The organism is Neobacillus sp. NPDC093182 (genome assembly GCF_044754045.1).
The window spans coordinates 120671-133876 of sequence record NZ_JBIVOI010000007.1 but is presented as its reverse complement, the minus strand read 5'-3'; the positions used below and the strand labels follow the sequence as shown (position 1 = coordinate 133876).

12 protein-coding genes are annotated in these 13206 nt (G+C 38.1%); all 12 read left to right on the top strand.

Annotation, left to right across the window (positions count from 1 at the left end):
- The first annotated feature begins 145 nt into the window (after positions 1-145).
- The 12 genes from ACIQAA_RS14395 to ACIQAA_RS14340 all read left to right on the top strand — a co-directional run bounded on the left by ACIQAA_RS14395 (position 146) and on the right by ACIQAA_RS14340 (position 13203).
- A complete protein-coding gene (locus ACIQAA_RS14395; RefSeq protein WP_402620591.1) occupies positions 146-1192 on the top strand; it encodes a putative 2-aminoethylphosphonate ABC transporter substrate-binding protein in 1047 nt (348 codons plus the stop codon).
- 135 nt (positions 1193-1327) lie between these two features.
- Positions 1328-2335 (top strand): ATP-binding cassette domain-containing protein, encoded by a 1008-nt coding sequence (locus ACIQAA_RS14390; protein ID WP_402620589.1) that lies wholly within the window; start codon positions 1328-1330, stop codon positions 2333-2335.
- A gap of 71 nt (positions 2336-2406) precedes the next feature.
- The gene (locus ACIQAA_RS14385; protein ID WP_402620586.1) at positions 2407-4212 is read left to right on the top strand and encodes a putative 2-aminoethylphosphonate ABC transporter permease subunit; all 1806 of its coding nucleotides are present in this window, start codon (positions 2407-2409) and stop codon (positions 4210-4212) included.
- 257 nt (positions 4213-4469) lie between these two features.
- Positions 4470-5807, top strand: a complete 1338-nt coding sequence (locus tag ACIQAA_RS14380) for an MFS transporter (protein WP_402620583.1) — start codon at positions 4470-4472, stop codon at positions 5805-5807.
- Between the two features lie 29 nt (positions 5808-5836).
- Positions 5837-6961, top strand: coding sequence for a 2-aminoethylphosphonate--pyruvate transaminase (gene phnW, locus ACIQAA_RS14375; RefSeq protein WP_402620580.1), 1125 nt, complete (start codon positions 5837-5839; stop codon positions 6959-6961).
- A 135-nt stretch (positions 6962-7096) separates the two neighbouring features.
- Entirely contained in the window at positions 7097-7894 is a 798-nt protein-coding gene (locus ACIQAA_RS14370; protein WP_402620578.1) for a DeoR/GlpR family DNA-binding transcription regulator, read from the top strand.
- Positions 7895-7953: 59 nt separating this feature from the next.
- A complete protein-coding gene (locus ACIQAA_RS14365; protein ID WP_402620575.1) occupies positions 7954-8472 on the top strand; it encodes an MgtC/SapB family protein in 519 nt (172 codons plus the stop codon).
- Between the two features lie 195 nt (positions 8473-8667).
- Positions 8668-9864 carry a saccharopine dehydrogenase family protein gene (locus tag ACIQAA_RS14360; protein WP_402620572.1) on the top strand — a complete coding sequence of 399 codons (1197 nt, stop codon included), beginning with the start codon at positions 8668-8670 and terminating at the stop codon, positions 9862-9864.
- A gap of 174 nt (positions 9865-10038) precedes the next feature.
- Positions 10039-10848 carry a phosphonoacetaldehyde hydrolase gene (gene phnX / locus ACIQAA_RS14355; RefSeq protein WP_402620570.1) on the top strand — a complete coding sequence of 270 codons (810 nt, stop codon included), beginning with the start codon at positions 10039-10041 and terminating at the stop codon, positions 10846-10848.
- A 75-nt stretch (positions 10849-10923) separates the two neighbouring features.
- On the top strand, positions 10924-11430 hold the full coding sequence (locus ACIQAA_RS14350) for a BMC domain-containing protein (protein ID WP_402620567.1): 507 nt from the start codon (positions 10924-10926) through the stop codon (positions 11428-11430).
- Complete coding sequence (locus ACIQAA_RS14345) at positions 11430-12908, top strand: acetaldehyde dehydrogenase (acetylating) (protein WP_402621000.1); 1479 nt, start codon at positions 11430-11432, stop codon at positions 12906-12908. The genes ACIQAA_RS14350 and ACIQAA_RS14345 overlap by 1 nt, the downstream gene beginning before the upstream one ends.
- Before the next feature lie 13 nt (positions 12909-12921).
- Positions 12922-13203, top strand: coding sequence for a BMC domain-containing protein (locus tag ACIQAA_RS14340; RefSeq protein ID WP_402620564.1), 282 nt, complete (start codon positions 12922-12924; stop codon positions 13201-13203).
- The last annotated feature ends 3 nt before the right edge of the window (positions 13204-13206 follow it).

Genomic DNA, 13206 nt, shown 5'->3' with positions numbered 1-13206 from the left:
GATTGGTAATGTAGTACTGGTAACAGAAAGGTAGATCAGAAGATTACTTGCTTTAACGTTAGTAATATTAAAAATCTCATAACTTCCATTACTCTTTAGCTTCTCTAGTAGCTAAAAAAAAAAGAAAATAAAAGGGGATGTTTGAATGAAAAAAGTATCTACATTATTGATCATGACACTAATTTGCATCATATTAGCTGCCGGTTGCAGCAGTAAAAGTTCTTCAGGGGATAAAAAACAGGAAATAACCGTTTACACGGCAATTGAGGATGCTCAAATTCCCGTGTATTTAGAGGCATTTGAGAAAGCGCATCCTGAAATTGAGGTTAAACTAGTTAGAGATTCTACAGGGATTATTGCTGCGAAATTATTAGCTGAAAAAGATAACCCTATAGCAGATGTGGTTTGGGGTACAGGAATTACCAATCTAATGCCATTGGATGAATTAGGATTGTTTGAACCTTATAATCCTAAAGGAATTGACAAAATTCTACCTGAGTTAAAAGACAAAGCTGATCCAGTTCACTGGGTTGGTATCGACGCTTACATGGCTACTTTTGCCGTGAATACAGTCGAATTAGAGAACAAAGGCTTGCCTATTCCTAAATCTTATGAAGATCTATTAGACCCAAAATATAAAGGGTTAATTTCAATGCCAAATCCAGCCTCGAGTGGAACAGGTTTTTTGACTGTGTCAGCATTAATACAGCTAATGGGTGAGGATGGAGCCTACGAGTATTTGGATAAGCTTCACGACAATATCGGTATTTATACACATTCAGGATCAAAACCGGCAAAATTAGCTGGACAGGGAGAATTCCCAATCGGTATTTCTTTTGATTACCCAAGCTTCAAGGAAAAAGAATCAGGGGCACCTATAGAAGTTGTATTTCCTAAAGAAGGTTCTGGGTGGGAAATGGAAGCCAATACGTTGGTGAAAAAACCTGAAATCAAAGAAGCGGCAAAAACGTTCCTAGATTGGGCGGTAAGTAGGGAAGCTCTTGAATTAGTAAATAAGAACTTTGCAGTTGTTTCCATAGATTTGGGTAATGAACTTCCAGAAGGTTATCCAAACAATCTATTGGAAAAACAATTAATTGACAATGACTTCCAATGGGCGGCAAAACAAAGAGATTCAATCTTGGAGGAATGGACAAAAAGATATGATTCGAAGAGTGAACCGAAAGAGTAAACTGACTTAGTTTGAGACTCATAATGAATAATCTAAGAAACTTTGCAAGGCTTCTATAGTAATAAAAGACCTTGCAAGGTTTTCTTACATATTCTTTAAAAATTTGAAAGAAAAGAATTAGGAAGGGGATTGTTAATGGAAAAACTTTTGGAAATTCGGAATGTAACGAAAACATTTGGGAAGTTTATCGCTTTAGAAAATATCAATTTTAACGTAAATAAAAAAGAGTTTGTCTGTTTACTTGGCCCAAGTGGCTGCGGGAAGACAACATTGCTGCGAATTATTGCAGGACTTGAAGATCCTAATGTTGGTTCGAAAATACTCCTAGAGGGAAAAGATATAACCGATTCCCCCCCCTCCAAAAGAAACTTTGGAATTGTTTTTCAATCTTACGCGTTGTTTCCCAATTTAACCGCCTACCAAAACATTGCATATGGATTGAAAAACAAAAAACTACCCAAAAAAGAGATAGATGAGAGAGTAAGAGATGCACTCTCTCTAACCCATTTGGAACATATTAAGGACCGCTACCCGGCACAATTATCGGGAGGTCAACAGCAAAGAATTGCTCTTGCCAGAGCACTCGCTTTATCACCGAGCTTTTTGCTGCTGGATGAACCTTTATCTGCCTTAGATGCAAAGGTAAGGCTAAAACTAAGAACGGAGATTAGGAAACTTCAGGAAACATTGGGGATTACAACCATTATGGTTACACATGACCAAGAAGAGGCTTTAACGATGGCTGATAAAATCGTTGTTATGAATAATGCTAGACTTGAACAAATGGGCACTCCTCAAGAAATTTATGAATTTCCTAAAACACCTTTTGTGGCAGATTTTATAGGTACTGTTAATACGTTAGCGCATGAGGGAACTTCTTTGGCTATAAGGCCGGAACATATTCATATTGTGAATAAAGAAGTTGAAAACAGTGTTAAGGCTGTAGTCAAAGGTCTGGAATTTCGGGGGGCATTTTATCGCTTATTTTTACAAATGCTTGATAAAAATAAATATCAAGTGGCGGACGAATTATTAGCGGCTGATGTTCCGGCTTCCCTCGTAAGAAAAATGAACATTGAAAAGGAAAGTATCTTATATGCTGAATTACCGCAAAACCATCTTGTAACCTATGAACATGTCTAATCGTTTGAAGGGGAAAATCATAGCCGAAGTATGTATTTGGTATTGTATCAGAAAGGAAGGGGTGATGATCAATGATAGAACCAGAACAGGTCTTAAATCAATCGGAAGTTCCAGTACCATCTAATGTTTATAGCAAGAAAATACGACAAAAAACAGGAAAAGTGGAATGGCTTCACAAAGCGTTAATTGTCTTGGTGCTCATAGGACTAATAATTGGAATTGTTCTTCCATTAGTCGAATTATTATTTGTGGCGCTTGAAAAAGATGGGGAATTTGTTGGACTGGCTAACTTTATCCATTATTTTCAGACACCATCTCTTGTTCAATCAATCTATAATACCTTATCTGTCTCTCTTATCACAGGTGTTATTTCAGTTGTACTTGCATTTTTCTACGCGTACGCCTTAACAAGAACGAATATACGGTGGAAATCCTTTTTCAAATATATTGCTTTTCTACCTCTCTTCGCACCCACGATGATGCATGGTATTGCGCTAATCTATTTGTTTGGTAACAAGGGTGTTATAACAACAGGTTTCTTCGGTTTTATCGAAAAAGTGACCGGCCTTAATTTAGCTGTAGACATCAACTTATATGGACCTCTAGGAATTATTATTTCTGAGGTAATCTACACATTTCCACAAGCATTCCTAATCCTAATGGTTGCAATTGCAGTTACTGATTACAGACTTTATGAAGCTGCGGATACACTTGGTGCAAGCAAGTTAAAAAAGTTCTTTACGGTTACAGTTCCTAGCATCAAGTACGGTTTAGTCAGTGCATTTTTTGTTGCCTTTATATTAAGCTTTACTGACTTTGGTGCTCCAAAGGTTGTCGGTGGACATTATAATGTCCTGGCTACAGATATTTACAAACAGGTAGTCGGACAACAAAACCTAAGTATGGGATCGACGGTAGGGATTATCTTAATCATTCCTGCATTAATTGCCTTTATCGCGGACCGTATGATCCAAAGAAAACAGAGTTCAGCGTTTTCTTCCAAATCAGTAGGTTACCAAATCAAGAAAAACAACCTCCGGGATAGGCTTTACTTTGTTTATTGTTTGATTATTTCAGTTGGAGTTTTATCCCTTATTGGTTCTGTGTTAGTTGCTGCACTTGTAAAAGTCTGGCCATATGATTTTTCCTTAACCTTTGAACATTTAACATTCAAAAATGTTGCAGGTAACGGGCTGCAGCCATATTTTAATAGCATCTTTGTGTCGTTGATTACAGCGGTTTTGGGCACTATAGTCATTTTTATTGGTGCTTACTTAATTGAAAAATCTCGTTTTATGAAATTAACCAGACAGGTAAGTTACTTCCTGTCCATATTACCACTGGCATTACCGGGATTAGTAATTGGATTAGCGTATATCTTTTTCTTTAATAAACCTGAATTTCAAATCCCGTTTATTGGTATGACTGTGGTGAATCCTTTTCAATCTTTGTATGGGACGTTCATGATCATTGTCATTGCCAATATCATTCATTTTTATTCGGTCAACTTAATTACTGCAACAACGGCTTTGAAAAAGCTTGATAAGGAGTTCGAGCCTGTATCTGAGTCAATGAATATCCCATTTTATAAAACCTTTGCAGGTGTCACAGTTCCAATGTCTTTACCGGCCATTTTAGAAATGGGAATATACCTCTTTGTTAATTCAATGACCACCATTTCTGCTGTTATTTTCCTGTATACAGCTGATACCAAGCTCGCTTCCATATCAATAGTGAACATGACCGATGCCGGCGACACAGCTCCAGCAGCCGCAATGTCCATTATCATCGTCCTCACCAATATTATCGTTCGAGTTGTATATGAATTCGCAACGAAAAAAATCAGAAAACGAACACAAGCATGGCAGCAGCGATAAATTGTCAAATAATATGTAAGACACAACCATCGGCAAACATGTTAAATGTCGATGGTTTCTTTTTACATCCAAAGTTGGAGTAATGTAGCCGAATCTCAATAAAACAAACCAAAACAAGATAAAACAAATAAAAGAACCAATAAAATAAAATTAAATATCGAAAAACTATTCACAATTGTCTGAAAACATGCTATTCTTATTACAAATAAATGAAGCGCTTCCAATAGTAGCTTGCATGTGATAAGGAGGAGTTTTAAATGTCAACAGAAATACCAACAAAGAAGGTGAGAGTAAAAGCGCTAGTTGCTAGTCTGATTGGTAGTTCGATAGAATACTATGATTACCTGCTCTATGGTACTGTCGCTGCATTAGTTTTTAACAAACTCTTCTTTCCAAACTTTGATCCAACTGTAGGTCTTTTGATTGCCTTAGCGTCATTTGGAATTCCATATTTCTTCCGTCCGCTAGGGGGAATTATCTTTAGTCATATTGGTGACAGGCTTGGCAGGAAGAAATCCTTGGTATTGACTTTGGCGATAATGGGGATAAGCACAGCCTTAATTGGTTTCTTGCCTGTTTATGAAAGTATAGGGGCATGGGCTCCAATACTGCTTGTTACATTAAGATTGATCCAAGGAATAGCAGTTGGCGGTGAATGGGGAGGTGCAGTGCTTCTTGCAGTAGAATATTCGGAGAAAAAAACACGTGGATTTGCTGGAAGTATTCCGATGATGGGAGCAGCGGTCGGAATGATCTTAGCAACTGCCACAATGTCTCTCATGAGTTTATTGCCTGACGGTCAATTCCTATCATGGGGCTGGAGAGTACCGTTTATTGGAAGTCTAATTTTGGTTTTCCTTGGCTTATGGATTCGGAACGGATTAGAAGAAACTCCGGATTTCCAAAAGGCCAAAGAAGAAGGGACAGTATCTAAATTACCTATTGTTGATACGTTTAAATACCACTGGAAAGAGGTCATTTTAACAACAGGAGCAAAAGCGATTGAAACGGCTCCATTCTATATATTCGCAACATTTGGAATTTCATATGCAACGAATAATTTGAATATGCCTCAAGGTCCTGTACTAAATGCCATTACGATCGGAACCCTTATTTCATTGGTCATGATCCCATTAATGGGCCACTTATCTGATCGAGTTGGGCGTAAAAAGGTTTTTATAGCTGGGACCTTGGGAGTAATAGTATTCTCCATCCCATATTTCTTTTTACTATCAAAAAGATCCATCCTCTTATTAACCATAGCCGTTATGATAGGATATGCTCTTTGGTCAGTTATAACAGCTGTTTTGGGTACGATGTTCTCAGAAATGTTTAAACCAGAGGTTCGCTACACTGGAATCTCGGTTGGATATCAACTAGGTGCTGCAATTTTCGGTGGAACAGCTCCTTTAATTGCGACATCACTAGTGGCAACTTTTAATGGCTCTTATCTTCCTGCTGCAATCTACCTTATGCTGCTCGGAGTATTATCTCTAATATGTATAAGTTTGGTGAAGACGATGAGCGAGGAAGAAAAAGTAGCAATAAAGCAGATTAAACCAGGGTTACTTCACAACACACGATTTTTAAAATAAAAATATTATTGTTAGAGGAGAGAAGAATAATGAATTTAAAAGAGTTTACAAACAATCCCTATTTATTACTAACACCAGGCCCATTAACGACAACAGATACTGTAAAATTAGCGATGATGAAAGATTGGTGTACTTGGGATGATGATTATAATAATATTGTCCAGGGAGTCAGGGAGAAACTTGTTAGTCATGCTACAAAGGAAGTCGATAAATACTCAGCTGTTTTAATGCAGGGCAGTGGAACATTTAGTGTGGAGTCTGTTATTGGAACAGTCCTTCCAAAGGATGGAAAACTTTTAGTGATTGCAAATGGAGTTTATGGACATCGAATCGCGAAAATTTCGAAAACACTTGGTATTGATACTGTGGTTTTAGAAAGCGGAGAAACGGAAGAATTAGATCTTAACAAATTAACGATCCAGCTAGAAAATAATCCAGATATCACCCATGTTGCCATCGTTCATTGTGAAACAACCACTGGGATGCTCAATCCAATCGATAAGGTAAGTGAGATTGTTAAGAGGTATAATCGTATTTTTATCGTCGATGCCATGAGCAGTTTTGGCGGTGTGGAAATGGATATCGATTCACTTCAAATTGATTATCTTATCAGTAGTGCAAATAAGTGTATCGAGGGAGTTCCTGGTTTCGGTTTTGCCATCGTTAAAAAAGATGAGTTTGAAAAGTGTAAAACGAATGCACGATCAGTTTCCCTTGACCTATACGATCAGTGGAAAACAATGGAGGAACAGAATGGCAAATGGCGATTCACTTCTCCAACTCATGTAGTGAGAGCCTTTGCCCAAGCATTAAAAGAACTGGATGAAGAGGGTGGAATCCAGAAAAGAGCGGCTAGATACAAAAATAACCAAAAGGTTCTTTCTGAGGGCATGCGCAGGCTTAATTTTGAACCAATCCTTCCAGAAGACTTACAATCACCCATCATAACATCATTTTATTATCCAAAATCGGAAAATTTCGACTTCTCAACATTTTATTATAAATTAAAAGAAAAAGGTTTTGTTATCTATCCAGGAAAAGTATCTAATTTAGATACTTTTAGAATCGGCAATATAGGGAACGTACATCAGGGTGACATTGAATCCTTGTTGACGGCAATGGAAAAGAGCTGCTATTGGCTTAAACTTGTATAAATACACCCATAAATTCCTTGTATCTTCCACTATAGTTTCTTATACATTAATTTGTTTTGTTTTGTTTTACTGCAAAAATTTTCTAATACAAGTATAATATACTATAGTGGAAATTAATTACGTGGGGTGAAAGTATTGTCATTAGCGGGGGAAGAAAGAAAACGAAAAATACTTGAAGAGCTAGAGATCAGCGGGAAAGTAAAGGTAAGTAATTTGGCGGAAAAATTAAATGTATCAACTGAAACCATCCGCAAATACTTAGATGAATTAGCTCAAGAAGAAAAATTAAAAAAAGTTTATGGAGGAGCGATAAATCTTTCGTTCTTTCAAGAAGAGCCTTCGACATCTGAGCGAGAGGTAATTAATTCTGAGGCAAAGAAAAGAATCGGGGAATTGGCAGCTGGTCTTATTCACGATAATGATGTAATTGCCATTGATGATGGAAGTACACCGTTACAATTAGCGAAAAGTTTACAGAAAAAGAGAAACTTAACCATTTTTACTCCTTCTATTACTGCTCTGTCCGTGCTAATTGATTTACTCCAGAAAAATATTTTTACCGGCAGGATTATCATTTTAGGCGGAGAAATTAATACCACTCATCATCGCGTGACAGGTGGATTTACTTTGCAAATGCTTGACAATTTGTTTGTTGATAAATATTTTATTTCTGCTGATGGGTTAACGCTGGGTGAGGGGGTAACTAGTTATGATTCATCAAAAGGAATTGTAACCAAAAAGTTAATTGAACACTCAGATAAATCAATCCTATTAGTGGACCAATCTAAGATTGGAAAGCGGACCCATTATAAAATAGCGGACTTTAAAGATATAAACATGGTCATATCGAATGGAGATTATCCAAAGGATTGGGAAAATCTATTAATTGAAAACGATGTAGAGTGGTTAGTTGCAAATGAGGAATTAGAATAATATGGCTATAGACTCTCCGAACCTGCAGTCTTTTGACTGTTTGTAAAGGAGGAATCAAAATGGAACATTTGGGAGTCTTGTACGAAGAAAATTTTTTAAAAAATTTTGAAGTCTATATGCGTTTGATTATTAGTGCATTACTCGGAATGTTTATCGGTTGGGATCGCAGTGCTAAAAATAAGCCAGCGGGATTGAAAACTTTTACCTATGTTTCAGTATCTTGTACTCTAATTACTCTTGTTTCTATCTATAGTGCCGAAGTTTTCGGGAGTTCTAATATCAATAATCGAATGGATCCGATGCGATTAACGGCTCAAATCGTTTCTGGACTTGGTTTCTTAGGGGCAGGACTTATATTGAAGGACGGATTGCAAGTCAAAGGATTGACTTCTGCAGCGATGGTGTTTTACGCAGGAGGAGTAGGGATTGGCATAGGTGCAGGTTTTTATGGATTTGTCCTTGTATCAGTATTGATCACCTTTTTATTAGCGAAATTAAGCCACATTATCGAACAAAAGCATACCATGGCATTAGAGATGAAAGAAAAACAACGAACGCTCCAACGTAGCTCTGGGTAATTCAAAACGCTAAGTTCTAAATCAGAACTTGGCTTTTTTTATTAAAAATAAACACAAAAAAGGGAATAACAAATATATTTTAAAATTTTTAGAAAAATACAAATAAAAACCAAGACAAACCAAGTTCATTGTGTTAAAATCAAATTAACTCAAGAATTGAGTGAATATTTAAAATTATTGGGAGGGCTGAAGAATATGAAAGTATTCTGTTTAGGTGGGGCAGGTCGAATAGGTAGAGAAGCAGTATTAGATCTTGTTGAGCACTCCGATTTTGATGTCATTACCATTGGTGATTTCAATGAGGAAATAGGGTTGGAATTAGTAAAAGAACTTGATGATCCTCGAGTCAATTTTGTAAAGGTAAATGTGTTTAATCATGAGGAAACGGTAGAGCAGATGAAGGGTTACGATATTGTCATGGATGGCACAACCATTACCTTAAATGGTCTTTCAACAGCATGTATTGCCGAAGCAGGCTGCCACGGAATTAATTTAAATGGCTTTGGTGCAGAGGATGAATTCTCTGACATTTTCAAGAAGAATAATAAAACCGCTGTCCCTGGTTTTGGAATGACTCCTGGTGTAACCCAAATGATGGCTTTGCATGCTGCTAACCAATTAGATGAAGTGGAAACAGTCAGAGTAAGCCACGGCTCCTTCCGGCCAATTGCATTTTCTAAATCCATCACTGAAACGACTACATATGAATATGACCCTGACCTCCCAGGTCGGATTGTGTACGAAAAGGGTCAATTTGTGCAAGTACCTCCATTTGCTAGACCTAGAAAAATTCGACTCCCTGAACCATATGGAGAAACCGTTCAATATATTATTCCGCATTCTGAAACACGTACTCTTGCGAAAGCACTTTCAAATAAGGGAGTACAGTTAATTGAAGTTAGAGGAACATGGCCGCAGAAAAATATGCAGTTAGTCCGTGCCCTTTATGACTATGGGATTATGCGTAATCCTAAAGTAATGATAAATGGAAAGGAAGTTGGGGTTATGGATGTTATTGGTGAATACCTGCTCCAATCGAAAGAAGGCCAAGAAACCGAACTTTATGGTTACTCACTTCATATAGAAGTGATTGGTAAAAGGGACGGAATTAAAAAGCGACATGTTTTGTATCACACACATCCAGCAAGTGATGGATCTGTAAAAGGGTGGGAGAATTTAAGGGCCTATACTAGAAACGTAGGGATTCCGATGGCAATAGCAACTGAGATTCTTGCTAAGGGATTAGTAGAAAAAACAGGTGTGATAATACCTGAAGAAGCATTTGAACCAACGATGATTTTTGAAGAACTTAAGAAACGAGGGATCCATATTCACGAAGAAGTTGAAGATTTGGACGAACGTATGGAAGAAGAAATATTTGTTAGGATTTAAATCCTTTCTTCCATCATGGATTTATTATTTTTAATAAAGAAGATATTGCAGCAATTCTCCTAGAAACCTAGAGAATAACTGTTCAAAATAATGAATGAACTAATAAAATAGATCCTTACCAATGTTGTGGAAGGAAGCTTTAGTATTAGTTGTAGATAAAGGAGGGTTTACGTTTTGGGAAATCAATCTCCTCAGATTGAAGCCGTTATATTTGACTGGGCAGGCACCACTGTGGACTATGGCTGTTTTGCTCCCTTGGATGTATTTAAAGAGATTTTCAGAAAAAGAGGAATTGAAGTATTAGATGAAGAAGCCCGGGCTCCAATGGGAATGTTAAAGTGGGATCACATTCAAGAAATGTGCCAAATGGATCGAATTGCACAATTGTGGAAAGCAAAGTTTGGAGGAATACCAGAAAAGAAGGATATCGATGACTTATACGCCGATTTTGAACCTATGCTCTTTTCCATTCTACCTAATTATTGCAATCCGATTCCTGGTGCGATTGATCTCGTCGAAAGATTAAGGAGAAAAGGAATAAAAATCGGTTCCACTACAGGATATACCTCTGAAATGATGGCCATTGTAGCACCGGAAGCGAAAAAGAAGGGGTACGCACCCGATTTCTTGGTAACTCCAAATGATGTTTCAGCAGGAAGGCCCTTTCCTTGGATGTGCTATCGAAATGCTGAATACCTTGGTGTTTATCCAATGAAACATATTATTAAAGTCGGGGATACTGTCAGTGATATAAAAGAAGGTGTAAATGCAGGCGCTTGGAGCGTAGGTATTTTAAAAGGCAGTAGTGAATTAGGCTTGAAAGAACATGAAGTTAATGCGCTAGACCAAGAAACACTAGCAGAAAAACTCGAAGTTGTTGTGAAGCGCTATAAAGCCGCAGGGGCTCATTATATCATTGATAGTATTGGAGAGTTAGATAAACTAATTCCAAAAATTAATCAGCGCTTAGCGAATGGGGATTAAATACAATTATCCTTCAAAAAAACTCTTATATAGTTTTTTCAAAAAAGCTTACGAGAGGTGAAGAGGTGAGATACATTGAAGAAACAATCATATGCACTTGGTATGGTCGAGACGATCGGATTCCCAGCTATGGTAGCTGCTGCAGACGAGGCTGCGAAGGCAGCAAATGTAAAGGTTACCACCTATCAAAAGGCCGACTCCGGGATTGTTACGATCTACATCATTGGCGATGTGGCATCCGTAAAATCCGCTGTTGATACAGGTAGAGAAGCGGCTAATAGAGTAGGCCAGTTCCGACACTCACATGTCATTCCAAGACCCGATGACCATGTAATAAAGATGCTATTCCCTGAGTTAATAGACGATTCGGTTGAAAATGCTGCTAACCTGAAACAGCATGAAATAATCGCGAATGATACTAGCAATAAAGAATTAAATAAAAAGAATTTACAAGAGCTTAGAGAACTTGCCAATTCCATTGAAGGCTTCCCTTTGCCCTCAGATGAAATTGCAAAAACGAAAAAAGAGGAGTTATTGAACATAATTGTTAAGTTCCAAGCAACGAAAGGTGGCGAAAAATGATGTACCTGGATAATGACCTCGAATCGATTCAAGAAGCAAGACAAAATCTTGAACGAGCAAAAATCGCACAAAATGCCATCTCGAACATGACACAAGATCAGGTTGACCAAGTGGTACACAGCATGGCTCAAGCGGCGATGAGAGAAGCAGGCAGGCTGGCGGCATTGGCTGTAGATGAAACAGGCTATGGCAAAATGGAAGACAAAATGACCAAAAATCTTTTTTCTGCTAAAGATGTGTTTGAATCAATAAAAGGGAAAAAGACCGTAGGAGTGATTTCCCGTGATGATGAAAAAAAGGTATGGGAAGTAGCAGAACCTGTAGGAGTCATCGCTGGAATAATCCCCTCTACTAATCCTACTTCAACCGTTATTTTTAAAGCCTTAATTGCGATAAAGTCAAGAAATGCGATCGTTTTTAGTCCACATCCTTCAGCAGCAAAATGCACAAAAGCAACAGTAAGTGTTTTACATGAAGCAGCCAAGAGGGCTGGTGCACCAGATGGTGTTATTTCATGTATAACAAAACCAACCCTAGCTTCTGCACAGGAATTAATGAGCCATAAAATCACGGATCTAATTTTAGCTACAGGCGGACCAGGGATGGTAAAGGCTGCCTATAGTTCAGGAAAGCCGGCATATGGAGTAGGTCCAGGGAATGTTCCGGTTTACATCCACTCAAGTGCCAATGTCCCAAAGGCGGCAAGACAGATTGTGCATAGTAAAACTTTCGACTATGGGACAATCTGTGCGTCCGAGCAATCACTTGTTGTAGAAAAATCCATCAAAAGAAAACTGAAGAGCGAACTGGAACGTGAAGGTGCATATTTCCTTGATGATTATGAAAAGAAAAGAATGGAGCAGATCATTTTACGAAATGGAAGCTTAAATCCTGATCTTGTTGGAAAATCCCCACAAAAGTTAGCAAAAATCGCAGGAATCATAGTTTCGGATGATACTAGATTATTCGTTGCTGAAGAAACAAACATAGGGAAGTCATTTCCTTTTTCACTTGAAAAATTGTCTCCAATTTTAGCATTTTATACTGTCGAGAATGCCCAAGAGGCAAGCAGGGTTTGCACCGAACTGTTAGAGCTGGGAGGATTAGGCCACACGGTGGGAATTCATTGTGAGGATGAAAAAATCATTGAAAGCTTTGGAGTGCAGCAAAAAGCCTCTCGAGTAGTGGTAAATTCCGGTACGACTTTCGGCGGCATCGGTGCAACTACGGGAATTGCACCATCGCTGACACTTGGATGTGGGACGTTTGGAAACAATATCTCATCAGACAATATTGGTCCCGAGCATTTAATCAATAAAAAACGAATAGCATTTGGGATTCGTGAAATGAAAAATGAGGTACCTTCGAGAGATCTAGGTTCTACCGAAAGTGCTTCGCCTAAAGAAGAAAATAATATTACTAAAGCCGATATCATGGAAATCGTGAAAAATGTGTTAAAGGAATTAAATTATAAATAAGGAGGAATAAACAATGAGTGGAGAAGCATTAGGATTGATTGAAACAAAAGGATTAGTCGGTGCTATTGAGGCCGCAGACGCGATGGCAAAGGCGGCAAATGTTAGATTAATTGGCAAAGTTCATGTAGGGGGCGGTCTGGTAACCGTTATGGTTCGTGGGGATGTTGGTGCAGTGAAGGCGGCTGTTGACTCTGGTGCAGCAGCGGTTGAAAGTGTAGGAGAATTGGTTTCTGTTCATGTGATTCCACGCCCCCATTCAGATATTGAGCTTATTCTTCCTAAATTGGAAGGATAAACC